Annotated in this window: 27 protein-coding genes; 13 read left to right on the top strand and 14 right to left on the bottom strand. The window is 61.1% G+C overall.

Going from position 1 to position 26,440, the window contains the following annotated elements; translation table 11 throughout:
* Positions 1 to 252 precede the first annotated feature (252 nt).
* Positions 253 to 501 (top strand): hypothetical protein, encoded by a 249-nt coding sequence (locus tag IAE40_RS05805; RefSeq protein WP_197891635.1) that lies wholly within the window; start codon positions 253 to 255, stop codon positions 499 to 501.
* Positions 502 to 514: 13 nt separating this feature from the next.
* Positions 515 to 754, top strand: coding sequence for a DUF3077 domain-containing protein (locus tag IAE40_RS05800; protein WP_197891634.1), 240 nt, complete (start codon positions 515 to 517; stop codon positions 752 to 754).
* Between the two features lie 154 nt (positions 755 to 908).
* Here IAE40_RS05800 and IAE40_RS05795 read toward each other — a convergent pair whose 3' ends face one another.
* Entirely contained in the window at positions 909 to 2,150 is a 1,242-nt protein-coding gene (locus IAE40_RS05795; protein WP_200602819.1) for a M20/M25/M40 family metallo-hydrolase, read from the bottom strand.
* Positions 2,151 to 2,287: 137 nt separating this feature from the next.
* Entirely contained in the window at positions 2,288 to 2,473 is a 186-nt protein-coding gene (locus IAE40_RS05790) for a hypothetical protein (protein ID WP_200602836.1), read from the bottom strand.
* A gap of 618 nt (positions 2,474 to 3,091) precedes the next feature.
* On the opposite strand from IAE40_RS05790, the gene IAE40_RS05785 reads away from it, so the two are divergent.
* Positions 3,092 to 4,789 (top strand): AIPR family protein, encoded by a 1,698-nt coding sequence (locus IAE40_RS05785; protein WP_200602818.1) that lies wholly within the window; start codon positions 3,092 to 3,094, stop codon positions 4,787 to 4,789.
* 79 nt (positions 4,790 to 4,868) lie between these two features.
* On the opposite strand, the gene umuC is transcribed toward IAE40_RS05785, so the two are convergent.
* Entirely contained in the window at positions 4,869 to 6,140 is a 1,272-nt protein-coding gene (gene umuC, locus IAE40_RS05780; RefSeq protein ID WP_200602817.1) for a translesion error-prone DNA polymerase V subunit UmuC, read from the bottom strand.
* Positions 6,130 to 6,558 (bottom strand): LexA family protein, encoded by a 429-nt coding sequence (locus tag IAE40_RS05775; RefSeq protein ID WP_200602816.1) that lies wholly within the window; start codon positions 6,556 to 6,558, stop codon positions 6,130 to 6,132. The genes umuC and IAE40_RS05775 overlap by 11 nt, the downstream gene beginning before the upstream one ends.
* A 106-nt stretch (positions 6,559 to 6,664) precedes the next feature.
* Between IAE40_RS05775 and IAE40_RS05770 the strand changes: the two genes are divergently transcribed.
* The 4 genes from IAE40_RS05770 (at position 6,665) to IAE40_RS05755 (ending at position 11,860) form a co-directional block, all read left to right on the top strand.
* On the top strand, positions 6,665 to 7,354 hold the full coding sequence (locus tag IAE40_RS05770) for an SOS response-associated peptidase family protein (protein WP_200602815.1): 690 nt from the start codon (positions 6,665 to 6,667) through the stop codon (positions 7,352 to 7,354).
* 278 nt (positions 7,355 to 7,632) lie between these two features.
* Positions 7,633 to 8,643: a tRNA dihydrouridine(20/20a) synthase DusA gene (gene dusA, locus IAE40_RS05765; protein WP_200602814.1), complete on the top strand. Its 1,011-nt coding sequence runs from the start codon at positions 7,633 to 7,635 to the stop codon at positions 8,641 to 8,643.
* A 195-nt stretch (positions 8,644 to 8,838) separates the two neighbouring features.
* Positions 8,839 to 9,765: a transaldolase gene (gene tal / locus IAE40_RS05760; protein WP_200602813.1), complete on the top strand. Its 927-nt coding sequence runs from the start codon at positions 8,839 to 8,841 to the stop codon at positions 9,763 to 9,765.
* Positions 9,766 to 9,967: 202 nt separating this feature from the next.
* Positions 9,968 to 11,860 (top strand): alkaline phosphatase D family protein, encoded by a 1,893-nt coding sequence (locus IAE40_RS05755; protein WP_200602812.1) that lies wholly within the window; start codon positions 9,968 to 9,970, stop codon positions 11,858 to 11,860.
* A 28-nt stretch (positions 11,861 to 11,888) separates the two neighbouring features.
* On the opposite strand, the gene rssC is transcribed toward IAE40_RS05755, so the two are convergent.
* The 5 genes from rssC to IAE40_RS05730 all read right to left on the bottom strand — a co-directional run bounded on the left by rssC (position 11,889) and on the right by IAE40_RS05730 (position 16,835).
* On the bottom strand, positions 11,889 to 12,371 hold the full coding sequence (gene rssC, locus IAE40_RS05750; protein ID WP_054894422.1) for an anti-sigma factor antagonist RssC: 483 nt from the start codon (positions 12,369 to 12,371) through the stop codon (positions 11,889 to 11,891).
* Positions 12,368 to 13,552: a two-component system response regulator RssB gene (rssB, locus tag IAE40_RS05745; protein WP_153774534.1), complete on the bottom strand. Its 1,185-nt coding sequence runs from the start codon at positions 13,550 to 13,552 to the stop codon at positions 12,368 to 12,370. The genes rssC and rssB overlap by 4 nt, the downstream gene beginning before the upstream one ends.
* Before the next feature lie 330 nt (positions 13,553 to 13,882).
* A complete protein-coding gene (gene mgrA / locus IAE40_RS05740; protein ID WP_200602811.1) occupies positions 13,883 to 14,923 on the bottom strand; it encodes an L-glyceraldehyde 3-phosphate reductase in 1,041 nt (346 codons plus the stop codon).
* Between the two features lie 154 nt (positions 14,924 to 15,077).
* A complete protein-coding gene (locus IAE40_RS05735) occupies positions 15,078 to 15,986 on the bottom strand; it encodes a LysR family transcriptional regulator (protein WP_197891625.1) in 909 nt (302 codons plus the stop codon).
* A gap of 141 nt (positions 15,987 to 16,127) precedes the next feature.
* On the bottom strand, positions 16,128 to 16,835 hold the full coding sequence (locus tag IAE40_RS05730; protein WP_200602810.1) for an MlaA family lipoprotein: 708 nt from the start codon (positions 16,833 to 16,835) through the stop codon (positions 16,128 to 16,130).
* 199 nt (positions 16,836 to 17,034) lie between these two features.
* Here IAE40_RS05730 and IAE40_RS05725 point away from each other — a divergent pair, with 199 nt between their 5' ends.
* Together IAE40_RS05725 and IAE40_RS05720 are read left to right on the top strand one after the other, a co-directional pair.
* Positions 17,035 to 17,598 (top strand): phosphonoacetaldehyde phosphonohydrolase-related protein, encoded by a 564-nt coding sequence (locus IAE40_RS05725; RefSeq protein WP_200602809.1) that lies wholly within the window; start codon positions 17,035 to 17,037, stop codon positions 17,596 to 17,598.
* Between the two features lie 123 nt (positions 17,599 to 17,721).
* A complete protein-coding gene (locus IAE40_RS05720; RefSeq protein WP_063545619.1) occupies positions 17,722 to 17,985 on the top strand; it encodes a DUF4404 family protein in 264 nt (87 codons plus the stop codon).
* Positions 17,986 to 18,073: 88 nt separating this feature from the next.
* Here IAE40_RS05720 and queF read toward each other — a convergent pair whose 3' ends face one another.
* Together queF and IAE40_RS05710 are read right to left on the bottom strand one after the other, a co-directional pair.
* A complete protein-coding gene (gene queF / locus IAE40_RS05715) occupies positions 18,074 to 18,904 on the bottom strand; it encodes an NADPH-dependent 7-cyano-7-deazaguanine reductase QueF (protein WP_153774538.1) in 831 nt (276 codons plus the stop codon).
* 67 nt (positions 18,905 to 18,971) lie between these two features.
* Positions 18,972 to 19,466 (bottom strand): cupredoxin domain-containing protein, encoded by a 495-nt coding sequence (locus IAE40_RS05710; RefSeq protein ID WP_054894430.1) that lies wholly within the window; start codon positions 19,464 to 19,466, stop codon positions 18,972 to 18,974.
* Positions 19,467 to 19,673: 207 nt separating this feature from the next.
* Between IAE40_RS05710 and cinR the strand changes: the two genes are divergently transcribed.
* Both cinR and IAE40_RS05700 read left to right on the top strand, forming a co-directional pair.
* Positions 19,674 to 20,354, top strand: a complete 681-nt coding sequence (gene cinR / locus IAE40_RS05705; protein ID WP_065861984.1) for a two-component system response regulator CinR — start codon at positions 19,674 to 19,676, stop codon at positions 20,352 to 20,354.
* A complete protein-coding gene (locus tag IAE40_RS05700; RefSeq protein ID WP_153774644.1) occupies positions 20,351 to 21,688 on the top strand; it encodes a heavy metal sensor histidine kinase in 1,338 nt (445 codons plus the stop codon). The genes cinR and IAE40_RS05700 overlap by 4 nt, the downstream gene beginning before the upstream one ends.
* A gap of 83 nt (positions 21,689 to 21,771) precedes the next feature.
* Here the strand turns inward: IAE40_RS05700 and IAE40_RS05695 are convergent, their stop codons facing one another.
* Genes IAE40_RS05695 through IAE40_RS05685 form a run of 3 tightly spaced genes read right to left on the bottom strand, consistent with a single transcriptional unit; the run spans position 21,772 to position 25,014 of the window.
* On the bottom strand, positions 21,772 to 23,016 hold the full coding sequence (locus tag IAE40_RS05695; RefSeq protein WP_197891617.1) for a lipoprotein-releasing ABC transporter permease subunit: 1,245 nt from the start codon (positions 23,014 to 23,016) through the stop codon (positions 21,772 to 21,774).
* A gap of 56 nt (positions 23,017 to 23,072) precedes the next feature.
* The gene (gene lolD / locus IAE40_RS05690) at positions 23,073 to 23,756 is read right to left on the bottom strand and encodes a lipoprotein-releasing ABC transporter ATP-binding protein LolD (protein ID WP_172964760.1); all 684 of its coding nucleotides are present in this window, start codon (positions 23,754 to 23,756) and stop codon (positions 23,073 to 23,075) included.
* Positions 23,757 to 23,763: 7 nt separating this feature from the next.
* Positions 23,764 to 25,014: a lipoprotein-releasing ABC transporter permease subunit gene (locus tag IAE40_RS05685; protein WP_054894434.1), complete on the bottom strand. Its 1,251-nt coding sequence runs from the start codon at positions 25,012 to 25,014 to the stop codon at positions 23,764 to 23,766.
* A gap of 93 nt (positions 25,015 to 25,107) precedes the next feature.
* Here IAE40_RS05685 and IAE40_RS05680 point away from each other — a divergent pair, with 93 nt between their 5' ends.
* Both IAE40_RS05680 and IAE40_RS05675 read left to right on the top strand, forming a co-directional pair.
* Entirely contained in the window at positions 25,108 to 25,692 is a 585-nt protein-coding gene (locus tag IAE40_RS05680; RefSeq protein ID WP_153774541.1) for a PilZ domain-containing protein, read from the top strand.
* A 31-nt stretch (positions 25,693 to 25,723) separates the two neighbouring features.
* Entirely contained in the window at positions 25,724 to 26,440 is a 717-nt protein-coding gene (locus IAE40_RS05675; protein ID WP_125929357.1) for a glycerophosphodiester phosphodiesterase, read from the top strand.

Raw genomic sequence — 26,440 nt, 5'->3', positions numbered from 1 at the left:
ACGCAGCCGTTTCTCTGTTGTTGAAGATAAGCATCAGGGCTAATTTCCCCGGGTCGCCCTTATGGCGACCGGGGGTGAGAGCCCGGCTTTACTGAAGAGTTGGCGGCACTGCTATGGCAGCAGTGCGTGGGCAGGCTTCTGCCTGGCCGGTTTTTGCTAACTCTCGCCGGTCTCTCACCCCACGCACCGCTGCCACCCTTATCCTGTGAGAGGGATGATGAAGGTGGCTACTTTGCTTAATGGGAGTTAGCCATGAAAAAGATCGTCCCCGATCCACCCCGACTCAAACTCGTCAACAACCGCTACTTCTCCATCCATTCCGACCTCATTCCGCCCGACGCCTTGGCTCACGCCAGCGAACTGTTGCGCGGCGTCAGCGAAACCCTCGACGAACACTGCCGGGCCCTGGCCGGTACTCCTGGCCTGAACATGCTCGCCAACGCAGCGCACGCCGCCGAAACGGCTCGCGCCTTGATCGAACATGCACTGAGGCGGATGTGAAAGAGGTTTGCCGATGAATGAAGGCACCACACCCGGCATCGCCACTGCGCTAGGGATATTTCGCGTGCAACCCGGCATTCCCGTCGGCCAGGCTTTCGACGAAGTCTCGCTACTGCTGGGATGCGTTCGCGACCTGAGCGAAATGGGTGATGAATCAATCGCGCCTGCCGCCATGGTCGCCCTGAGGTATCTGAGCGCCATGGCCAAGGCATTGATGAACGACCTGGAAGTCGCCAGAAATCAGTCGCCTTGAGTAACTGCCGCGGCCACAAAGCCTGCAATACACTGCCCGCCCCTGTAGGGGCGGCGGTTCGGCGCCCCGACTTGCCCGCGAAGCAGACACCCCGGCAAATCAAACCGGCATCGCCAGTGATCGCAGGACTATAACCACCTGATCCTACGCGCGCTTACTTCGCCGCCTCAGACAATTGCTGGATCAATGCCACTGTCAGATAAAGCCTCGGCGCGATGCTCGACAGCTCGATGTACTCGTCATCGGCATGCAGCCCCGCCCCTACCACGCCCATGGTTTCAAGCACTGCAGGCTTTTCGCTGCCGGGCACATAGGCGTAGCCCGCATCGGTCCCGAAACGCATGGCGATTGGCTCGATGTTGCGATCGATCTTCGCATAGAGCGCCTGGGCGGTTTTCGCCAACTGCTCGGAGCCGGCGTTCTTCGCCAGCGGCGGGCGGCCCTTGTCGAGGCGCACCGTCACTTCGGTGCCGTCGATGAGTTTTTTCTGCACCAGGCGTTGCGCGTCGGCCAGCACTCGGTCGCTTTCGCTCAGGTCCGAGTAGCGCATGTCCGCCTCGGCCGTGGCGCTGGCGGGAATGATGTTGCGCTTGTCGCCCGCCTTGACCATCGTCCAGTTGACCGTGGTGCCTTTGGCCGGGTCACCGAGGTCCTTCAACTGCAGCATCTGGTGGGCCAGCTCCATGGCGGCATTACGCCCAGCCTCGGGTGCGGAGCCTGCGTGGGAAGACTTGCCTTTCACTTCGAGAAATACGCCATTGATGCCATTGGTCGCGACCGTCACCGCATCCTTGTCCGGTGGCTCGTACGAGAACACGTAGTCATGCTTGCGCGCCAGCTCCGCGATAATCGCCTTCGAGCCGCTGGAGCCGGTTTCCTCATCCGGGTTGAACAGTACGGTCAAGGTGCCGAAGCCCTTGAACTTCTCGTCCTGTAGCAGCTTCAGCGAATGCAGGATCATCGCCACACCACCTTTGGCATCCGCCACGCCAGGACCATAGGCACGCTCGCCCTCGACCTTGAACGGCCGCTTGGCAGCGGTGCCCGGCAGGAACACCGTGTCGTAGTGGACCATCAGCAGGAACGACTTGCTGCCGGTGCCCTTGAAGGTGCCGACGATATTGTCGCCCGCCGAGGGGCTTGCAGGGCTGGTCTTGACCTCGGCACCCAACGCCTTGAGCCGCTCGACCAGCAGAGCGCTGACGGTTTTCAGCCCCGGCGCCTGCCCGGTTCCGGTATCGACATTGACCAGTTGCTTGACGGTGGCGAGATAGGCCTTCTGCTCGGCTTCGGCCTTTTTCAGTAGCGCGTCGGGAGTCAGGTTGGCGGCAAGGGCGGAAAACGACAGGAATGACAAGGCGATGGCAGCGGCGATCGGTGAGCGTCGGATGGGCATGCGAAGTCCTTTATCAATGCAAGGGGAACCTGCAGCTTTGACCATCGATGGCGCTGGCGCCAGCTTTGTAGACCATTTGATGAAATGCAGGCCATTGGCCTTGATGCAGGAGACCCCGCGATTGCGGGGCCGGAGATTTAGGCAAAGGCCTTGATTGTCAATGCGGTGATGCCCGCCACTGCTGTCACCAGACCGGTCGCGATGCCGATCGGGTACCAGAAGGTTTCTCGGGTCAATTTGCCTGCTTCGGCATTGAGCTCGCGAGTCTCTGCCATCAGTTTGGCGATTTCGACGTGAATCTTCTCCGCTTCGGCTTGGGGCATGTCGTATGGATGCATGAGTCTTCCCTTCGGTGCGGGCTGTTTGTGGGTTTCGACATGGCGCGGGTTGGTTGGGACGAATAACTTATCTTAAGGCGAACGTTCGGCAAAATCAGCTGGGAGCTACCCAAGCCGTAGGTTGTTTCGCAGGCAATGGTTCCATACCGGACTGACCACCGGGGCCGCGGCAAGCAAGGCTATACAGGCAAATACGTGGTGCTCTTGGTAAATTGGCGTCTTGAACGCCTCCTGTCGCTGTTTTGTTGGTACAGCGCCCCGAGCGAAGGGTACAACGCGACAAAATTGTCGGTAATCGGTACTGAATACGTTGAACGAACGCACTGCTTCACAAGCCTCAAACCCACAAACCACGCGCCCTGAACCCTCCCGCCGGTTCAACGTTGCACCAATGATGGATTGGGCGTAGTCTTCTTTAAGCCCTTATATAATAAGGCCTTAAATGACAAATTATTATCCTTGTACCATTTTTGTACCATCCATTTTTCCAATTTTCGGCCGTCGCTTCTCCCATCTATTCACCCTGATCGAAATCCATGGTATCAAGGTGCCACTGGAAGCCCGCAGTCCATAAAATGGCTCGCATCACATAAAGGAATGAGAATGCATCTTGTCACGAAATCCTATTTCGATACTTTTTGCAAGGATTTTGGAGCACCATTCGATGAATCCAAGAACTTTGAAGCTTTTGTAAATTACTGTGCTTTTGCCAGATACACAGGCGACAGTGTTGAAGTCAGCGATCTTGTCTATGAAGGCGCCGACCCCGGAATCGACGGAGCAATACTATTCTTAGATGACCGTGCCGTCTTTACCCCTGAAGAACTAGACGAAATCTTTCAGAGTTCGAGGCGTGAGTACACCGTCACAATTGTTTTCACCCAAGCAAAACGTTCCACCACTTGGTCAAAACAAGAGATTGACTCATTCGTTGCAGCCATCGTGGATTTTTTGTCGGAAACCCCAGCCCAACCGCACAGTCCTTATCTAGCCGAATTTAAAACCATGTTCAAGAAGATATTTGAGAACATTGGCCGAATTCGCGGCGGACTACCCGACATCCATGCATACTTCTTTAGTGCGGCGCCTGACACAGAAGCTGTTGAAATCAATGCCGCATTTCAAGTTGGTGAAACTGCCCTAAAGAAAATGGGTTATTCAAATGAAACCCGGCTCATTATGGCGCACCGTGAAGTGATTCATGAATATTGGCTATCAGCCGACGGCCCTATGGAAGCTAAGCTTGCCACCATAGGCTATGCGCCTTTCCCAGCCGCCCCTAACATTAACAATGCTTATGTTGCAACCGTTACGGCGCGCAGTTTTATAGATGCCATTTTGAAAGACCAAACTGGCTCTCCACGTAAGAAACTTTTTGAGGAAAACGTACGAGACTTTTTGGGTGTCGACGTAGATGTCAACTCGGAAATTGCAGAAACCCTAAGCGACGTTGATAAGAAGCCACGCTTCGGCTTAATGAATAACGGTGTCACAATTGTAGCGTCCAGCGTGCGTCCCGCCGGACAGGAGATCTATATTCGAGATTTCCAAATTGTCAATGGCTGCCAGACCTCCAATATACTGATATCGCTTGACGATAAAGTCGATAATTCAGTAAGCCTTATGATCAAATTAATTGAAGCGGATGAGCCCGCGATCATAGATGACATCGTCCGGGCTACAAACCGTCAATCGAAAGTCGAAGACGCTCAATTCATCTCAACACTTACAGCTCTCAGAAAGCTTGAACAATACTTTAATGCTCGCGGCGCCACAGAACCGAACCGAATTTACTTTGAGCGCCGCAAAGGTCAATATAAATCTGAAAACGTAGTTCCGGTTCGTATTTTTGATGTCCGCGAGACTGCACGCTGTTATTCCGCCATGGTAATGATGCGACCGGACTACTCTAGCCGCTATCCGAATCGGCTAACTGGCGACTTACTTAATGAAGTCTTTGCACCAGGGGCGCATGAGGATGACTATTACACTGCCTGTTACTGTCAATACCGGTTAAAAATCCTTACCTCCAACAAAAAATTCGACGGCAAATACTCCAAGCTTAGATGGCACATCCTGACCGCAGCGTCTAAATATTGCGGCCTAAAGTACAAAGAGCTTGGATGCAAAACAAAGAACGAGGCGCTATACAACTTGTTCTCTACCAACGACGCTACTTGGTTCGAGCGCCTTGACACTCTTATAAAGACTGCTCTCCCAAATCCAGACATATCGAGAGACCTGCTAAAATCGCCACCACTTACGAATACTGTTCTGTCTAACGTGGATGCGTTGAAGTAAAAACCCCGTATCTAAGAGGGCGCTCAGATACTCCATTGTGAGCGCCCTCCATTAAGCCCATCATCATGATCTAAAGACTTTAGTACACCCGCCAAAGCTGGTCGATACGGGTCGTATATGACTGGCTCATCATTTCCCGGCGCATACCCCAATCGGGGGCGCGCGGGACACTGCCAGTCCTTACCGCCCCCCGACCATACCGATCATTGATCTCATCCAACACCGACATCAATCGATCACATGCCACAGGTTGAGTGATCGCAAAGAGATCGTCTGTGAACTCACCAGGCTGTCGCAAATCCAGTAGCAGGACTTCTGCCTTGCTATACCGATAGCCCTCCCTGAAAACACGCTCCACCGCGCTTGTCGCCGCCCTGGTGAGCAGCAGCGTATCGTTCGTTGGGTAAGGCAGCTCCACAAGCGCCCCCTGCGCATGATGCAGCTCATCAGGATTGAACATGCCGGTACGGATACTCACCCGCATGCGCTTGCATACCGAGCCCTGCGCCCGCAGCTTTTCAGCCGCTCGGCCGGTGTAGGTGGCCACGGCCTGCTTGATCGGGGCAAGCTCACTCAGCCGCTTGCCGAACATCCTGCTGCAGCAGATCTCCTGCTTCGGGGGTGCTGCCTCATCCAGTTCGAGGCAGGGAACGCCAGCCAGCTCGCGCGCGGTTTTCTCCACCACCACGCTGAACTTGTCTCGCAACATACGCGGGTCAGCCTTTGCCAGGTCCATGGCTTTCTGAATCCCCATGCTCTGCAGGTGCTCGGTCATCCGCCGCCCAATACCCCACACCTCTTTGATCTCGGTATTACGCAGCACCCAGTCACGCTCGAAATCCGCCGTGATATCGACCACTCCGCCCGTGTGCGCCTGCAGCCGCTTGGCGGTATGGTTGGCCAGCTTCGCGAGGGTCTTGGTGCGGGCGATGCCGACACCTACCGGTATGCCGGTACGCTGCAGCACCCTGGCGCGCACGTCGCGGCCGAACTGGGTCAAGCTACCCTCCACGCCTGTGAGATCGGCGAAGCATTCGTCGATCGAATAGACCTCAGCCGCAGGCACCATCGATTCGATGATCGACATCACGCGCTCACTCATGTCGCCATACAGGGCGTAATTAGAGGAGAACGCCACCACGCCGTGCCGCTTCAGCCTCTCGCGGCATTGGAAGTACGGTTCTCCCATCTTCACGAACGGTTTGGCGTCATAGCTGCGCGCGATCACGCAGCCGTCGTTGTTGCTCAGTACCACGATAGGGGTCTTGGCCAGATCCGGCCGGAACACGCGTTCGCAGCTCGCGTAGAACGAGTTGCAATCGATCAGCGCAAACACCTGGTCACTGCGCATGATCGCGCACGCTGTAGCGAACCACACCCCAGATGACCAGGTCATCGCCCTCCATCACGTACCGGGGTGGATAGCTGGGGTTCTCGGACAGAAGCATCACCACCCCACCCCGCTTGTGCAGGCGTTTGCAGACAGGCTCAGCGTTGATCGCAGCGATCACGATGTCGCCATGCTCTGCGTCCTTGCTACGGTCTACGATAAGAAGGTCGCCGGAAAAAATGCCAGCGCCCTGCATGCTGTCGCCCTCCACTTGCACCAGGTACACATGGGGCGCCCGTAGCTCGAATAGCTCATCAAGCGAGATCTGACGCTCCAGATGATCCGCCGCTGGCGAGGGGAAGCCTGCAGGCACTCGAAACGAGTACACGGGCAGCAATGCAGGGCCACCGGTCGGGACTCCCAGGAAAGTGATGGTCATGAGGGGTTATTCCAGATAGATAACTGTATATATGTACAGTTAACTGTCAGATCTTTCCCCCGTCAACGTGAGGGGGGTGGAAGCCGACGAACGAGCGAGGTGAGGTATGTGCGGGCGCTACTCAATCTACGAATCCATGGACAACTACCTGCGGCAGTTGAGCCTCGACCTGGTCGTGATCAATGGCTATGACCACGAGCAGATCAATCGATACAACGTCGCCCCCTCCACCCGAGTGGAGGTGATTCGACCTGCGCCGGAAGGGTTGAGAGTAGATCGGGTGAAGTGGGGATGGGCACCGTTTTGGGCGAAGGGGAAGCGTCCTGACCCGATCAATGCGCGGGCAGAAACGGTGGTGACGGGAAAGTTCTTCAAGTCGCTTTGGCCGAATGGCCGAGCCTTGGCACCGGCGAATGGCTGGTACGAGTGGATAGCCGATCCTGCGGACCCAAAGCGCAAGCAACCCTACTACATCCAGGCAGCGGACGAGGCTCCGCTGTTCTTCGCGGCGCTGGCTGAAGCTCATCTAGCACTTGAACCAGACGAACGCGACGGCTTCGTGATCATCACCGCTGCAGCTGACCAAGGTCTCGTCGATATACACGACCGCAAACCTCTTGTGCTCTCGCCCGAGATTGCTCGTGAGTGGATCTCGCCAGATACATCGATGGAGCGCGCAGAAGAGATAATGCGGACCTGCTGCCGAGCCGCAGGCGATTTCAAGTGGCATGCAGTCCGTAAGGATGTAGGCAGTGTCCGCAAGCAGGGTCCTGAATTGATATTACCTGCGGATTGATTGAAAGAACCTCAGCCAGTCCTCGGACAGCTCTTGCGCCTGTGTTGGTATCTGACTTGCGTTCGGGCGAACGCCTGACACTCTTGGTAGACTAGGACACCTTTTATCTTGAGGCCGATCTGGACGGTTTAGCTGACCGTTTCATCGGCCTTTTTCCTTGCTTTGATCGTTGCCATATTTTCCGGTGGTACAAGGTTGATTGGCGGTGGTAAATCGCGCCACTGTCACACCAAAACACCTGAAAACCCCGGAAAATGGTACAAACCGTGTAGAACAGAATGCCCCTAGAAATAGCCTCAAACCCACAAACCACGCGCCCTGAACCCTCCCGCCGGTTCAGCGTTGCCCCCATGATGGACTGGACCGACCGCCACTGCCGGTACTTCCTGCGCCTGCTCTCCCAACGCGCCCTGCTCTACACCGAAATGGTCACCACCGGCGCCCTGCTCCACGGGGATGCGGCGCGTTTCCTGCGTCATGACGAGTCCGAGCACCCGCTGGCCCTGCAGTTGGGCGGCAGCAACCCGGCTGAACTCGCCGCCTGCGCTCGTCTGGCGCAGGAGGCGGGCTACGACGAGGTCAACCTCAACGTCGGCTGCCCCAGCGACCGGGTGCAGAACAATATGATCGGCGCCTGCCTGATGGGCCACCCGGCGCTCGTGGCCGACTGCGTCAAGGCGATGCTCGACGCGGTCGAGATTCCGGTGACGGTCAAGCACCGCATCGGCATCAATGGCCGCGACAGCTATGCCGAGCTGTGCGACTTCGTCGGCCAGGTGCGCGACGCGGGCTGTCGCAGCTTCACCGTGCACGCACGGATCGCGATCCTCGAGGGCCTGTCGCCAAAGGAGAACCGCGAGGTGCCACCGCTGCGCTACGAAGTGGCGGCGCAGTTGAAACAGGACTTTCCGGACCTTGAGCTGGTGCTCAACGGCGGGATCAAGACCCTCGATGAATGCCGCACGCACCTGCAGACCTTCGACGGCGTGATGCTGGGGCGCGAGGCCTACCACAATCCGTACCTGCTGGCCGAGGTGGATCAACAACTGTTCGCCAGCGACGCGCCCGTCGTGACGCGCAGCGAGGCGATGGCGCGGCTGATGCCGTATCTGGTGGCGCATGTAGAAAGCGGCGGGGCCATTCATCACATCACCCGGCATATCCTCGGCCTGGGCCAGGGATTCCCGGGGGCGCGGCGGTTCCGCCAGTTGCTGTCGGCAGACATTCACAAGGCGGCCGAGCCGCTGAAGGTGGTCGAGCAAGCGGCAGAGTTGCTGGCCGGACGCTAGGGGAACCCTGGGCGGGGGCTGGACTCGAAGGGGGAGTCGATGCCCCATCCAGGGGCTGCCATGTGGCCATCGCGGGGCCAGCCCGCGCCCGCATGACGCAGGATAGCCTTAGCCGGTGTTTGGCCTTGAGTGGCCGCCAGGGCTCGGGTAATGTCAAGACACTCACAGGACAGAGCATCAGGACAGAGCACGCCCATGACCTCAAAGCTGGAACAACTCAAGCAGTTCACCACCGTGGTCGCCGACACTGGGGACCTGGATGCCATCACCCGCCTCAAGCCGGTCGATGCCACCACCAACCCGTCGCTGCTGCTCAAGGCCGCGGCCATCTCGGGTTACGCCGACCTGCTCAAACAGGTCAAGGCTGATGCCAAGGGCAACGTCGACCTGGCCTGCGACAAATTCGCGGTGGCCGTGGGCGCGGGCATTCTCAAGGTCATCCCCGGGCGTATCTCCACCGAAGTGGATGCACGCCTGTCGTTCGATGAGCCGGCGTTGCTGAACAAGGCCCGCCAGCTGATCGCCCTGTACGAAGCTGCCGGCATTTCCAAGGATCGCGTACTGATCAAGCTGGCCTCCACCTGGGAAGGCATCCGCGCCGCCGAGAAGCTGGAAAAGGAAGGCATCCAGACCAACCTCACGCTGCTGTTCTCCTTCGCCCAGGCCCAGGCCTGCGCCGATGCCGGGGTGTTTCTGATCTCGCCGTTCGTGGGCCGGATCTACGACTGGTACAAGAAGAGCACCGGCAAGGAGTACGTCGGCGCCGAGGATCCAGGCGTGCAGTCGGTGACACGCATCTACGATTACTACAAGACCAACGGCTACGACACCGTGGTCATGGGCGCGAGCTTCCGCAACGTCGGGCAGATCGAGCAACTGGCCGGGTGCGATCGCCTGACCATCAGCCCGGAGCTGCTGCAACAGTTGAGCGACGACCAAGGCGAGCTGCCACGCATCCTCAAGCCGGGCAATACCGGCGAAGCCATGCAAGTGCTGAACGAGAGCCAGTTCCGCTGGGCGATGAACGAGGATGCCATGGCCACCGAGAAGCTGGCCGAAGGCATTCGCCAGTTTGCACGCGACCAGGAGAAGCTCGAGGCGTTGATGGCCGACAAAGGCTGACACATATCCGAGTTGTGGAACGGGCGGGAAGTACTGAGTATTTCCCGCCCGTTTACGTTTGTGTATTCGAAAAAGAAGCTGCCGGCCCATCGCGGTAAAAGCCCGCTCCCACAGAAGCATGTGCCCTGCCACGGAATAGGTGCTGCTGTAGGAGCGGGTTTGTCCCGCGATGGGGCCGGCAGCCTCCCAACAGATGGAAGCAATGACCACCACCCTCCCCCTCGTCCTAGCCGGCCCCGTGCTGCGCCGCCTGGAACCGCAACGCCTGGCCATCTGGCTGGTCGCTTCACGACCACTGAACCCCAAGTTCGTGCTGGACTGCCCGCACGTCGGCAGCCAACTGGAGTGCCAGGTCGTCGCCATCGGCGAACATGCTCATGTACACCTGCTGAACCTGCACTTCGACCAGCCCTTGCCCGAAGATGTGCTGCTGGAGTACGACCTGCACCTGGACAATGATCAGGGCATCGCCGACTGGGCGCCGCACCTGCTGTACCCAGGTGCCAGTCGTCCGAGCTTCGTGTTGCGCAAGCGTATCGATCCATTGCTGCACGGCTCGTGCCGCAAACCCCATCACCCCGCCGCCGACGGCCTGCTCTGCGCCGACCGCCTGCTGCTCGACAACCCACCCCCTGAACAACGCCCGGCACTGCTGATGATGACCGGCGACCAGGTGTATGCCGACGATGTGGCCGGTCCCACGCTCAAGGCCATCCACAGTTTGATCGAACGCCTGAAGCTGTTCGACGAGCCTCTCGACGGCGCGCTGGTCGACAGCGGCCAGGCGCTCTATCGTCATCCCGCCTGCTACTACCATCGCGCCGACCTGCTGCCAGCCCAGCAGGGCAATGAGCCGCTGCGCCGACGTTTCTTCCGGGGCAAGCGCAAGCCGATCTTCTCGTCGAGCAATGCCGACAATCATCTGGTGACCTTCGCCGAGGTCATGGCCATGTACCTGCTAGTCTGGTCGCCCACACCCTGGACACTGGTGGGGCTGGAGGCGCCCGAAGGGCTCTCTGTCAGGCGCCAGCAGCGCTACCAGCACGAACTGCCGCTGATCGAGGCGTTCCGCGACGGCCTGGGCCAAGTGGCACGCGTCATGGCACACCTGCCCTGCCTGATGATCTTCGACGACCACGACATCACCGATGACTGGAACCTGTCGGCGCAATGGGAGCAGACCGCCTATGGCCACCCCTTCTCGCGCCGGATCATCGGCAACGCCCTGCTCGGCTACCTGCTGTGCCAAGGCTGGGGCAACGACCCCAAGGGCTGCACAACGCTGGTCGAGGGATTGCAGGCACTGACTGCAAATGCACCGCAGGGCGCATTGGACGGTGAGGCTCTGGATACACTGATCGGTGATCTGCTGCGTTTCCAAGGTTGGCAGTACGACCTGCCCAGCGACCCACCACTACGCGTACTGGACACTCGCACCCGACGCTGGCGCAGCGAAAGCAAGCTGGGCAAGCCGTCCGGGCTGCTTGACTGGGAAGCGCTGTGCGAACTGCAGCAGGCCCTGCTCGATCATCCGTCAGCGATCATCGTGTCACCGGCGCCGATTTTCGGGGTCAAGCTGATCGAGACGGTGCAGCGGATTTTTACTGCACTGGGCTACCCGCTGCTGGTGGATGCCGAGAACTGGATGGCCCATCGCGGCGCCGCTCAGGTGATCCTGAATATCTTCCGCCATTCCCGCACGCCGGGACACTACGTGATCCTGTCCGGGGACGTGCATTATTCATTCGTCTACGAAGTGCTGATCCGCCACCGCCAACGCAGTCCACACCTGTGGCAGGTCACCAGCAGCGGGATCAAGAACACCTTTCCAGTGCGCCTGCTGGATGTGCTCGACCGTCTGAACCGCTGGCTGTACTCACCGCGCTCGCCGCTCAACTGGTTCACCCAGCGCCGATCAATGGAGGTGGTGCCGCGCGTGCCAAGCCGAAGCAAGGCCGGGGAGCGGCTGTGGAATGGTGCGGGCCTGGGGCAGGTATTCTTCGACGAGCAGGGGCGGCCGGCGCGGGTTGTCCAGCTGAGTGCCGAGGGCGATGAAGCGACGGAGTTCGTGCGGTGTGGTGAGAGGGACCGCTAGCGGATCCCGGGGCGCCATTGGCGCCGAATCAGGAACGCTCCAGCGCACTCACCAGATCACGAAACGCTTCGCGGTTGGAGTCGTTCAGGCCCATGAGGATCTTGTGCGCCTCCAGCACCTTGGAGCGCACCACCTCTTCGTTCTGATCCTGCGATGGCAAGTCGCTCAGGCAATCCGGGCATGGCAGCGGACGGTCGACGATGTTGAATACCTGGTCGAACCCCATCGACTGCAATAGCCGGGAAATGTCCGGGTTGGTAGTGACCACGGTCGGCAGCAGGCCAACCTTCTGCCGCGACAGGATCGACAGCTTGGCCAGCAGGCCCAGGGTGGTGCTGTCGATGCTTTCGGTTTCGGTCAGGTCGATGACGATGGCCGAGAAATTCAGTGCGGTGAAGATCTTCTCGATCGTCGCATCCAGCGCCGAACACAGGGTCAGGCGCACTTCACCGACGAATTTCAGCACGAAGGTACCGCTCTGCTCGGCGAACTGGATTCTACCGGTACTCATTGAAGGTTCCTGCTCAACACCAATAGGGCGATATCATCCGGCATCTCCCCAAGCGTAGCCAATCCGAATCGTTGGCGCAGCCCGTCCAGGCTGCCCCCCGCGGTCTTGACGATTTCCGGCAAGGCCGCTTCCTTATCTTTGAGTGTATCCCCAGGCAAAAGGTCCAGGATGCCATCGGACATGAGCGTGAGACTGAAGCGCGGCGGCAGCTCGAGCACATGGTCCTGGTAGGTGGCTTCATCGAACAGCCCCACCGGCAGGCCACGGCCTTCCAGATAGCGGGCCTGCCCCGGGGTGTAGAGCACAGGCAGCGGCAAGTGGCCGCCGACGCTGTAGGTCATCAGGCCGGTATCTTCGTCGATCACCCCGCCGACCATGGTCACATGCTTGCCCAGCTTGCAGTTGATCAGGCCACGGTTGATGTGCGCCAACACCTGCGACGGCTTGAACTCGCGCATCTTGCCGTTGCGCTTGAATTCGAACAGCAGGCGGGTGGTCATGAACTTGAGCAGCACGGTGACGAAGGCCGACGACGCGCCGTGGCCGGACACGTCCGCCAGGTAGAAGGCGATGCGGCGCTCGTCGACGCGGAAATAATCGGTGAAATCGCCGGAGAGATAGAGCGAGGGAATGATCTGGTGGTCGAACGACAGATCGCCCGCAGTCCACGGCTTTTCCGGCAGCATGTTCATCTGCACCTGGCGACCGGCGGTCTGGTCTTCCTGCAGCAGGTGCAGACTGGCTTCCAGCTCCCGGTTGGCAGCTTCGAGCTTGTCGCGGTAACGCTGGTTCTCGAGCACCAGGCGCGAACGGTCGAGCGCACGGCGCACCGAGTGCTCGAGCACGGCAAGGTCTTCCAACGGCTTGATCAGGTAGTCGGCCGCGCCCAGGCGCAAGGCCTCGACCGCATCGCTCATGACGCCCGCACCGGATACCACGATCACGGGCAACTGCGGAGCGTGCTCGGTGATCCGGCGGATCAATTCGAGGCCGCCCATCTGCGGCATGCGCAGATCGCAGATCACGAGGTCGGGCTGGTGTTCTTCGAAGACCTGGAGCCCCTGCTGGCCATTACTGGCCTGGAGGACGCTGAAGCCACTGTCTTCCAGATAGGCGGCGAGGCTTGCACGGACCACGTCGTCGTCATCGATGATCAGCAGCGTTGCACTGGTTTTCTGCATGTGGGCGAACGGCGCCGATTGGTTGGCGTAGCGGACATCGGCAAGGGCGACGGACGGCTACTGGAATACTCTGTGACCACTTCTCTTTGAGGTGTAGGACAAGAAAACCTGTCCGGCAAATCGCAGTGGTGCCCTGTAAGGCGCAGACGGTACTCCCATCCGCGGGGCGTTTCAAGCATACGAGGGTCGAGTTCGATGTGCTAATCACCAGCGGTTATTTGGCAGGGCCGTTTGGCATACGGTTGGGTATAGAAAAGCCCTTGAGCGGCCAGACAATTACAGGATGTAAATGCCTGGCTACTCGCGGGCAGGTCTGGAGAAGATCAGGTTTCAGCGACGACCGATGTGCGACGACACACTCCACAGATCGACACCACCGTCTGTGGCATGACGGTCGATGGCGGACAACTCGTCAGGGGTGAACTGCAGATTGCCCACCGCATCGAGGGAGTCGTCGAGCTGCGCCAGCGTACGTGCGCCGATCAGCGTCGAGGACACCCGCAAATCACGCAGCACCCAGGCGATCGCCATCTGCGCCAGGGTCTGGCCGCGGGCCTGGGCGATGTCGTTGAGGCCGCGGATTCGCGCCAGATTGTCATCGCCGAGCATGCGCGACGGCAGCGAACCACCCCGGGTGGCGCGCGATTCGCTTGGCACGCCCTGCAGATACTTGTCGGTGAGCATGCCCTGGGCCAACGGCGAGAAGGCAATGCAGCCGACTCCCAGATCGTCGAGCGTGCCGAGCAAGCCCTGCTCGATATCGCGGTTGAGCATCGAGTAGTTGGGCTGGTGGATCAGCAGCGGCACGCCTTCAGAAGCCAGGATTGCTGAAGCTTCGCGGGTCAACTCCGGCGAATAGGAGGAGATGCCCACGTACAGGGCCTTGCCCTGGCGGTGCAACTGCGCCAGCGCGCCCATGGTCTCTTCCAGCGGTGTGTCGGCATCGACCCGGTGCGAATAGAAAATGTCGACATAATCCAGGCCCATGCGTCGCAGGCTCTGCTCGCAACTGGCGATCAGGTGCTTGCGCGAGCCGGTCGGGCCGCCGTAAGGGCCCGGCCACATGTGCCAGCCGGCCTTGGTGGAGATCACCAGCTCATCGCGGTAGGCGGCAAAATCCTGGGCCATCCAGCGCCCGAAGTGTTCTTCGGCGGAGCCGGCAGGCGGGCCGTAGTTGTTAGCCAGGTCGAAGTGCGTGACACCACGGTCGAAGGCATGGCGCAGCAGGCTGCGACCGGTCTCGAACTGATCCACGCCGCCGAAGTTCTGCCACAGGCCCAGGGAAATGGCCGGCAGTACCAGGCCGCTGCGCCCAACACGACGATAGGGCATGGCGCCCTCATAGCGACCGGGATCGGCAAAATAAGTCATCAAGTCCACCTCTTGGTCTGGTTACATGCTAGGCAGTGCGCAGCCTGTCGGCGCGACCACCGCTGAATCCATTCAATCAGCAAACGCGTGAACTTCAGACAGAAAAGAACTCAGCGCCATGCTGAACCATTTTCATCATTTCGTCAGACCAGGCTCATGAAAGGCCCTGATCGGCTCGAATCAGCTCGATCAGCTGACGCAGGGCGGGTGGCGTCTGGCGGCGACTGGGGTAGTACATCACCAGCGGCTCGTCGCTGGAGGCCCATTGCGGCATCACCACTTCCAGCGCACCGCTGCGTAGCTCTTCGCGCACGCGCATTTCCAGGCAGTACGCCAGGCCCAACCCCGCAACTGCGGTGCCAATGGCCATGTCGCTGGCGTTCAGGCGCAGCGGCCCCGGCCCTTCGATGCGCACCTGCCGTTCTCCGTCACCCAGCTCCCAGGGGTAGACCGAATCGTCGCCGATACGCATCTGGATACAGCGGTGCTGCATGAGCTCGGCGGGCGATGTCGGCCGGCCGTACTTGTCCAGATACGCCGGCGCGCCAACCACAACCCAACGCAACGCGCCGGTCAGCGGGATGGCGATCATGTCCTGGGGCACGGTTGCACCGAAGCGGATGCCGGCATCGAAGCCTTCGGCAACGATGTCGAGCATGCGGTCGTCCATCACCAGGTCGAGGTGCACCTGGGGAAAGCGCGACAGGAACTGATCAAGCACCGGCAGGATCAGCAGGCGCCCGGCGTCATGGGGAATGTTCAGGCGCAGGCGACCGACGGGCGCCTTGCGGTGGTCTTCGAGGGCATTGAGGCCGTGGCCGATGGCTTCGAAGCCCTGGGCCAGGGACTGCATGAGGTCGCTGCCGGCGGCCGTCAGCGCGACCGAGCGGTTGGTGCGATTGAGCAGGCGGACTTCGAGGCGATCTTCGAGCTTCTTCATCGTATGACTCAACGCCGAGGCGGTCAGTCCGAGCTCGTTGGCGGCATCGACGAAACTGCCGCGACGTGCAATGGTGAAGAATACGTTCAGGTCCGCCAGATCGGAGCGCTTGAATGCCGCCATGGGGCCAGCCACCCTTGAGAATGAGAACGACGGCCATTGTGCCGTCAATCAGGGAGAAGCTGAACGCACGGTGCATCACTTTCACACTGCACCAAAACGAAGAAGGCGACCCTTGCGGTCGCCTTCTTCTGCTTGCCTGACTCAGAAGTCGTCTTCGACTTCCCCGTCCTTGACCTTGAACTCGCGGTTCTGCAGGTAGGCGTTGCGGATGAAGATGTACTTGTCGCCCTGCATCAGCTTCTCTGCCGACAGCAGGCTGGCGCGGGTGTCGATCACGTCCAGGGCGAAGATCGAGTTGCGGGTCGGTACATGATCGATATAGCGGTAGGGTTCGGTGAAGGAGTCCGGGTACTTGGACAGGCCGTCACGCACAGTGCTCGGCCCCAGCAGCGGAATGACCACGTATGGCCCGCTGGGCACGCCCCAGTAGCCGAGGGTCTGGCCGAAATCTTCGTCGTTGCGCTGCAGCCCCATGCGAGTGCCGACGTCGATGAAGCCACCCAGACCGAACGTGGTGTTGACGATCAGCCGCGCCGTGTCGATGCCTGCGGCGCGAGGCTTGAGCTGCAGGACATTATTGGCCAGGTTGCCGACGTCGCCCAGATTCCGGAAGACATTGTGAATGCCGTCCTCGAGGAACTGCGGGGTGATCGCCTGATAGCCCTGGGCCAACGGCTTGAGGGCGTAGGTATCAATGGTGTCGTTGAACCTGAAGATCGGTCGATTGACCACTTCCCAGGGATCTTCCTCGGTCGCCGCCTGGGTGGCGGCCACAGGCGCCAGCAACAGACTGACACAGACACAGGCCTGGGTGATTCGCTCGATCACACCGGCACCGATCCTCTGCATAGATGTTTCTCCATCGGATTTCACGGTGGCAGCCGCCTGAAGGCGCTGCTGGATAGTGCGCCAGTATAAAGGCAATCTGGCAGGCAGCCAGCATTACACACCTTTGTTCAACATTTTGTGAACAAGAGTTTCATCTTCCAACTGTCATCCGACCGTCATGAAGGGCGTTTAGCCTGCGGTGTATTTCAGGGATGTTGCCATGCACGAAGCGCCCGCCCTCACTGCTGTGCTGTTCGGCCTGCGCGGTTGCCTGGTCCAGGCCGCGAACGGCAGCCCCCTGCCCGCCCCCGGTGCCCTGGACACCCTCCAACAACTGCGGCGCCAGCAAGTACCTTGCATCTGGCTGGACGACCTGAGCGAGCATCAGGGCGAGCACCTGGCCAGCGTGCTCCCCGACTGGCTGCCCGGCCAGGTTGCCAACGGTTCGCCATGGCCCTCACCGAATGCTTGCTGGCATGCCTTGATGTCATTGAACAGCGATCGCCTCGATGGCTGCGTGCTGGTCAGTGGCGAGCCGCGCCTGTTGCAGTCGGGCCTGAACGCCGGATTGTGGACCGTCGGCCTTGCCGCCTGCAGCCCTTCCTGCGACCTGGCATCGAGTCGGTGGCAAGCCATGAGCACGCAGGAGCAGGAGTTGGCCCGCGGCAAGGCTACCCTCGAGCTGTTCGGCCTGGGCGTGCACTCGGTGATTGACCACCTGGAGTCACTGGACACCTGCCTTGCGGACATCGCTCAGCGCCGACGCAAGGGTGAAAAACCCTGACACAGCGTCGTTGATGCCGGTCATGCAAAGCGCCAGCAAGTGGATTACGCTTGAAGTCAGGCCAGAACCTTTGCCGCTTCGCCGAGGTCCATGGCTTGCCAAGTCATTGATGGAGAACAGCCAATGCCCGCCCGCGAATTGCAAGAGCGCCTCAACAGCCTGCGCGAGCAACTGGATCGAAACGTACCGCTGTCGGAAGAAGAACTTGCCAGCCTGCATGAGGAAGCGCGACAGATCGAAGCGCAACTGAAGCTCGAAGAGGCCACGCCAGACAACAACCTGGTCGATGGCGTGAATCTGGCCATCGAGCGTTTCGAAGCCGATCACCCGGACCTCACGGCGACGCTGCGCAGCATTGCCAACTCGCTGCACAGCATGGGAATCTGATTTCATCACCAAGAGCCGCCCCTGCAGTTATCACCTGCGGGAGCGGCCTCGCGCTACGCTGGGGGTATAACGCCCCCAAGCATTGCGCTTACTGGCGCACCAACCGCCCGTTGCTCGGACTGATCGGCCGATTGCTGCGGTAGGGGTTGATGTCCAGCCCACCCCGACGCACATAACGCGCATACACCGTCAGATGCTCCGGCTGCAGCAGGCGCAGCAGGTCGAGGTAGATCCGCTCGACGCACTGCTCGTGGAAGTCGGCATGCTGGCGGAAGCTCACCAGATAGGTCAGCAGGCTGGCATGATCCAGCGCGCGCCCCTTGTACTCGACCACCACACTCCCCCAGTCAGGCTGGCCGGTGACCGGGCAGTTGGACTTGAGCAGGTGGCTGTGCAGGGTTTCCTCGACGATACGCTGCGAGTCGCAGCGCAGCAGTTCAGGCTGCGGTTGCTCGTAGTTGCTGATGCTCACGTCCAGCCCATCGATGCACTGGCCCGGCAAGGCCACCACACCCTGCTGCTCGACCTCACCCAGCGTTCGGACCTGAACCTTCACAGGCTTGCCTGCAGCAGCGGACAAGTCCTTCTCCAGGCACGCCTGCAGCTCGCCGCTCGATGCGAACACCGTCTGGTTCAACGAGTTGAGGTAGAGCTTGAACGACTTGGACTCGATGATGTTAGGCGAGTCGGCCGGAATGGCGAACTCGCCGATGGCCACCACCGGCTTGCCGGAGGGCAGCAACCACGACAGCTCGAAGCAGTTCCAGTAGTCCACGCCCTGCCACGGCAGGGTCTGCGCGGTCACACCCAGCTCGGCCCATTTAGCCGTGCGTGGGATCGGAAACAGCAGCGACGGGGTGTAAGTGGCGATGTATTCGCTGGACTTGCCCAGCGGGGAGTGTTCGGCGGCGGGATGCATGTATCTGACCTGAGAGCGCGGGAATGGCGCCATTCTACCGGTTTTGCACCCCGCCTTGGGGATGATGTCACTCGATGGTCAACTGACCGACCATGCCCGCCTGATAGTGGCCCGGTACGTTGCAGGCGAATTCGATGGGCGCCGACTTGCGGAAGGTCCAGGTCAGCTCGGCGCGCTGCCCGGGCTGGACCAGCACAGTGTTGCCCTGATCATGCCCGTTGCCGCCATGGCCCATCTGGCTGTGGTCCATCCCGGCCATGTTGCCATGGTCCATGCCCGCCATGGCCGCCATCTCCTTCTGGTGCTCGACGTGCATGGCTTTGTCACCCAGGTTGAACTCATGAGCCAGCTTGCCTTCGTTGATCACCACGAAGCGCACCGTCTCGCCGGCCTTGACCTGCAGGCTCTTGGGCTCGAAGGCGATGTCCTTGAGCACCACATCGACGGTACGGGTGGCCTTGGAGGCCGGCGCCGGTTCGCCGAAGCCGAAGGTCTTGGCGCCATCGGCGAAGACCGGCAGGCTGGCCACGGCAAGGGTGGCGGCGAGGATCAGGTGTTTCATGGCAACTCCGGTTTGTGCGCTAGAGATGGAGCCACTCTAGGGTCATGGGACTGGCGGCTAGCTGACAGGCAGATTACAAGTTTGTCAGCTTGGGCGCGCTTGCCGATCGTCACGTATCATTTGAGCCAATGCTGCGGCACGACACTCCGGGCTGTTCTATGAAAACTGGAGTGCTTGTGCGCTTACCTTTTTGACAATGGACAGTGCATGAAACTGCTGATCGTCGAAGACCAGGCCAGGACCGGCCAATACCTGCGCCAGGGCCTGAGCGAGGCCGGTTTTGCCACGGAACTGGCCGATGACGGTGAAACGGGGCAATTCCTCGCGCTCACCGGCGACCACGACCTGCTGATCCTGGATGTCATGCTGCCGGGCCGGGATGGCTGGCAGATCCTTCAGGCGGTGCGCCAGGCGGGGCTGGACACGCCGGTATTGTTCCTTACCGCGCGTGACGCTGTCGAAGACCGCGTCCATGGCCTGGAGCTGGGGGCCGACGATTATCTGGTCAAACCCTTTGCCTTCTCCGAGCTGCTGGCCCGGGTACGTAGCCTGCTGCGCCGCGGCGCCAGCCCCTCCCAGGACACCACCCTGGCCCTGGCCGACCTGCGCCTGGACCTGATCCGTCGCCGCGCCGAGCGCGCCGGCAGCCGCATCGACCTGACCGCCAAGGAATTCGCCCTGCTCGAGCTGCTGCTGCGGCGCCAGGGCGAGGTGCTGCCCAAATCGCTGATCGCTTCGCAGGTGTGGGACATGAATTTCGACAGCGATACCAATGTGATCGAGGTCGCGATCCGTCGCCTGCGCCTGAAGATCGACGACAACCACCCCAACAAGCTGATCCATACCGTGCGCGGCATGGGCTACGTGCTCGAGGAGCGCCACGACTGATGCCCCGACTCTCCCTCAGCGGGCGCCTGGCCCTGCTGTTCGCGGCCTGCACCGCCGCCGTGTCGCTGAGCGCCGGGTTGCTGTTCAGCCATGCCAGTGAACGTCACTTCGTCGAGCTCGACCAGCAGTTGCTCAGCGCCCGCCTCTCGCAATTGCGTGCGCACCTGGCCGATGTCGACTCCCGCACCGCGTTGGACGTCCACCTGCCGACGCTGCGCAGCGAGCTCAGCCACCAGTCGGACCTGGCCCTGCGTATCCGCGGCAACGACGGTACGCTGTGGTTCGACAGCCGCGCAGGCTTGCCGCAGGAACCCCGTCAGCCGGGCCTGGCCACCCTGCACAGTGACGGCATGGACTACCGCAGCCTGTGCCAGGCGTTGCCAAACGCCCAGGTCACCTTGTTTCTCGACATCACCCACCACCAGCACTTTCTACAACGCATGCAGCAGTTGATCTGGCTGACCGTCGGGCTCTGCGCGTTGGCTACAGCCCTCCTCGGCGCCTGGGCTGCGCGCCGCGGATTGCAACCGTTGCGCCAGATGGGCGCGGTGGCCGCCAGCGTCAATGCGCGCTCGCTGACCACGCGCCTGCCAGTGGCACAACTGCCTGAAGAACTCGCCGAGCTCGGCCACACCGTCAACGCCATGCTGCAACGCCTGGACGATGCCTTTCAACGCCTCTCGGCCTTTTCCGCCGACATCGCCCATGAACTGCGCACGCCGCTGTCAAATCTGCTCACCCACACCCAGGTCACCCTCACCCGCCCCCGCAGCCTGGAGGAGTACCGCGAAGCCCTTCACGGCAACCTCGAGGAACTCCAACACATGGCGCAGATGGTCAACGACATGCTGCTCCTGGCCAAGGCCGACCATGGTCTGCTGATGCCCAGCCGACAGGCTTTGGACCTGGCGACCGAGACCGATGCTCTGCTGGAGTACTACGCGCCGCTGGCCGAAGATGCCGGCATCATCCTGCGACGCCGCGGTGAAGCACAGACAGAGGGCGACCGGCACATGCTGCGCCGGGCCATGTCCAACCTGCTGGACAACGCACTGCGCTTCACTCCACCTGGCGGGACCATCGAAGTGACGCTGTCACCGGGGCTGCACATAGAGATCGCCAATACCGGCCCCGCGATTGCAGCGCAGGCCCTGCCACGCCTGTTCGACCGGTTCTATCGAGAGGATCCGACACGCCATGAAGGCAGCAGCGAACATGCGGGGCTAGGGCTTGCGATCACCCGGTCCATCGTGCAGGCCCATGGCGGGGGAATTCACGCCCACTGTGAAGGGGGATGGACACGCTTTGTGATTGACCTGCCCCCGAAGCGCTGAGGCAGTGCAACGGCTGGCGCGGGCTTCGTTTACGCTCGCGCCAGCGCAGGGATCGCGCCCACCTTCATGCGCAGACCACGACGTCACTCGTAACGCAATGCCATCGCAGGCTCGATCTGCGATGCGCGATACGCCGGATACAACGTGGCCAGGAAACTCATCACCAGGCCGGCGATACAGATGATCGCGACATCACCCCACTGCAACTGCGATGGCAGGCTGCTGATGAAGTACATGTCGGAGGTGAAGATATGCTGGCCGCTGGTGCGTTCCAGCCAACCGACGATGGCGCTGACGTTAAGCGCACCGATCACGCCCAACACCCCGCCAATCAGGGTGCCGACGATACCGATCAGGCTGCCCTGGACCATGAAGGTCCCCATGATCTGCGCCGGCGTCGCGCCGATGGTGCGTAGAATCGCGATGTCGGCACCCTTGTCGTTCACCACCATCACCAGGGTGGCGATGATGTTGAACGCCGCCACGGCAATGATCATCAACAAAAGCAGACCGATCATGGTCTTTTCCATCTTCATCGCGCTGAACAGGCTGCCCTGGGTGTGCGACCAGTCATCGGCGCGGAAGGCATCGCCCAGGCCCGAAGCGATCGCCTTGGACACCTGCGGCGCAGCGTACAGGTCGTGCAGCTTCAGGCGTACGCCCTGCACCTGGCCCGGTGCCCAGCGTTGCATCTCGCCGGCGTCGGCCATGTGGATGTAGGCCTGCGAACCGTCCAGCTCGGCGCCGACCTTGAAGATGCCGACCACGGTCAGGCGCTGCATGCGTGGGGTAATACCACCGGGCGCACTGCTCACTTCCGGCACGATCAGGGTGACCTTGTCGCCGGTGTTCAGGCGAAAACGGCGCGCCGTCAGCTCCCCGAGCACCACGCCATACTCACCGGGCTGCAGCGCTTGCAGGGCACCCTGAACGATATGCTGGCCGACAATGGAGACCTTGCCCTCCTGCGCCGGATCGATACCGCTGACCTGGATCGGCTGCATCGCCCCCTTGTAGGAGAGCATGCCTTCCATTTCCGTCAGGGGCGCCGCGGCGATCACCGCCGGATTCTTCAGCGCGGCCTCGGCAACACGCTGCCAGTTATCCAGCGGCTGTACGCCAAGGATGCTGGCATGCGGCACCAGCCCCAGCACGCGCGAGCTCATTTCACGCTGGAAACCGTTCATCACCGACAACACCACGATCATCGCCAGCACGCCCAAAGAGAGGCCGATCATCGAGGTCATGGAGATGAACGAGATGAAGTGATTGCGGCGCTTGGCACGGGTGTAGCGGGCACCGATGAACAAGGGCAAGGGTCTGAACATGTACGCGAACACCCAGTTGAACAGTAGATTGGGGCCGCGCAGGCGGCCCCATGCAATCAGATCGAGATCAGACGACCGTCTTCCAGGCTCAGCACACGGTCCATCTTGCGTGCCAGGCTCAGGTCGTGGGTCACCACCAGGAACGCCGTGCGCGACGCCGTCGACAGCTCCTGCATCAGTTCCTGGATACCCAGCGCGGTATGGTGATCAAGGTTGCCGGTAGGCTCGTCGAGCATCACCAGGCCTGGCTGATTGACCAGCGCACGGGCAATCGCCACGCGCTGGCGCTCGCCGCCAGACAGTTCGGCAGGCTTGTGATTCAGGCGATGGCTGAGGCCTACACGCTTGAGCAGCGCCTCTGCGCGCTGGCGCGCCTCCGGGATGGGTGTACGACCGATCAGCAGCGGCATGCAGACGTTTTCCAGGGCCGTGAATTCTGCCAGCAGGTGGTGGAACTGGTAGACAAAACCCAGGGCGCGGTTGCGCAGCAGGCCGCGATCACGCTCGCCGAGCGCCGAAAGCTCTTCCCCGGCCAGCCAGACGCTGCCCTGGGTTGGCGTGTCGAGGCCGCCAAGCAGGTTGAGCAGCGTGCTCTTGCCCGAGCCGGAGCTACCGACGATGGCCACCCGCTCCCCTGGGTGCAGCTCCAGGCTCAGGCCCGACAGCACCTGCACCGACTCCGGCCCCTCGTCATAGGACTTGCCCAGGTTGCGGCAACTCAGTACGGCTTTATCACTCATGCGCGACTCACTCATAACGTAGCGCCTCTGCAGGCTGGGTGCGCGCTGCACGCCAGGCCGGATACAGGGTGGCGAGGAAACTCAGGACCAGCGCCGCACCGCAGACCATCCACACGTCCTGGGCGATGATCTGCGACGGCAGGTAATCGATGAAGTACACATCGGCATTGAGGAACTTGTGCCCGATCAGGGTCTCGACGCCAGCGATCGCCGCACTGACGTTGAGCGCGGCGATGATCCCGACCACTGCGCCGATCAGCGTGCCGACCACGCCGATCACCGTGCCCTGGACCATGAAGATCGCCATGATCTGCCGGGGCGTGGCGCCGAGCGTACGCAGGATGGCGATGTCGCCGCGCTTGTCATTGACCACCATCACCAGGGTGGAAATGATGTTGAACGCGGCCACCGCGACGATCAGCAGCAGCAGCAGACCGATGATCGATTTCTCCATGCGAATCGCCTGGTACAGGTTGCCCTGGGTGCGGGTCCAGTCGCGGGCGTAGTACTGGTGCTCGCCCAACTGCTGGACGATGCTCCAGGCCTCGCGCGGAGCCTTGAAAAGGTCGTCGAACTTCAGGCGCAGGCCTTGCACTTGGTCGGCCTTCCAGCGGTGCAGGCGCGAAAGGTCGGAGAGGTTGGTCAGGCCCAGGAAGCCATCGATCTCGCCTGCGCCGACGTGGAAGGTGCCGACCACGGTAAAGCGCTTCATGCGCGGGAACATCCCGGCCGGGGTGATGCTCACCTCGGGCGCGACGAAGGTGACCTTGTCACCGACCTTGACGCCCAGCTTGGTGGCGGCCTTGTCACCGATGAGGATGCCCCACTCGCCGGGCGCCAGTTGGTCGAGGCTGCCCTGCTGCAGGAAGTTGTCGATGATCGACACCTCGCGCTCGCGGTCCGGCTGGATGCCGTTGAGCAGCATCTTCTGCACCTTGCCGTCATGGGTAAGCAGCCCCTGCATCTGCGTGAAGGGCGCGACCGCCTGCACGTGCGGATTCTGCTTTACTTGTTGAGCAAGGGCCTGCCAGTCGCCGATGGGCTGGTCGCCCTCGATGGTGGCGTGAGGGACCATGCCAAGGACGCGGGTGCGCATCTCGTGATCGAAGCCATTCATCACCGACAGCACCACGATCATCACCACCACGCCCAGGGCGAGGCCGATCATCGAGGTCAGGGAAATGAACGAGACGAAATGGTTGCGTCGCTTGGCACGGGTGTAACGCGTACCGATGAATACGAAGAGAGGTCTGAACATGTCGGGGCTTGTTCGGATGAAAGGGAACGTCCTGGTGGCGAGGCGCCTACGGCGGCTTTACACTCGGACCACCGCCGCAACCATGGGTTCGCCATGACGACATTAGACGAAGAAGATCGCCGGGAATACTACCGCATCGAAGACAGGATCGCACTGGAAATCAGCCCCCTGAGCGCGGCCGAAGCCCTTGAACCAGAACTGTTGCAGGATGATTCACCACTGTTCAACCTGCTCAGCGAGCTGCACCTGTCGGACTTCGAATCCCAGCACCTGTTGCGCCAGCTCAGCGACAAGGACCGCACCCTGGCCGCCTTCCTGCGCGCCCAGAACAAACGCCTCGACCTGCTCAGCGCGGTGGTCGCACAAACGCTGATCGGCGAGATCGGCCAGCCGCAGCGGGTGATCATCTCCGAAGGCGGTGTCGAATTCGCCCAGGCGCAGCAGATCGCGCCCGGCACCCGGGTCAAGGTGAAGATGGTACTGATGCCTCGCGCCCACGGCCTGCTGCTGCGTGGCCGCGTCACCCACTGCGACCCACGTCCCGAAGGCGACTTCGAGGTTGGCACCGAATTCATCGACATGACCGATGCCCAGCGCCAGCTCCTGGCCCGCTATATCCTGCAGCGTCAGCAACAACAGCGGCGCCAGCAACTCGAACACGACGACCCGGCATCCTGAGCCTTTTCCCTTTAGACCTGAAGGAACGAACGTGACCCTGATCTACGGCCATCGCGGCGCCAAGGGCGAAGCGCCCGAGAACACCCTGACCAGCTTCCGCCAGTGCCTGTCGCACGGCGTCGACCGTTGCGAGCTGGACCTGCACCTGTCGGCCGACAACGAGCTGATGGTGATCCATGACCCGACCCTCAAGCGCACCACCGGCCGACGCGGCAAGGTCGTCGAACACTCGGCAGCGGACCTGGTTACCTACGACGCGCGCAAGGGCGGCCCCGGACATGTGCAGCCCTGCCCTATCCCGCGCCTTGAAGAACTGTTCGAGAAGTGCGCCTTTGCCCACTGGCAGCTGGAGGTCAAGAGTGCTTCGCGCACCCGTGCAGCAAGCACGGTGCTGGCCATTCGCGAGCTGGCACAACAATACGGCCTGCTCGACAAGGTGACCATCACCTCGAGCTCGCGGGAAGTGCTGGGAGCAGCGCAGGAACTGGTGCCCGACATCGCGCGTGGGCTGGTTGCCGAATACGCCTGGCTCGACCCACTGAAAGTGGCACAGAACTACGGCTGCGAGATGCTCGCGCTGAACTGGACGCTGTGCACCCCCGAACGCCTGCTGAAGGCGCAGAAGCAGGGTTTGCATGTGTCGGTGTGGACGGTCAACGAGCCGGCGCTGATGCGCCGACTCGCCGATTTTGGCGTGGACAGCCTGATTACAGACTTTCCCGGTTTGGCCAAGACCACCCTCGGGTAG

The sequence above is a fragment of the Pseudomonas sp. S44 genome, from assembly GCF_016624805.1.
GTDB lineage: Bacteria > Pseudomonadota > Gammaproteobacteria > Pseudomonadales > Pseudomonadaceae > Aquipseudomonas > Aquipseudomonas machongensis.
This window is presented reverse-complemented; position numbering and strand designations above follow the sequence as displayed.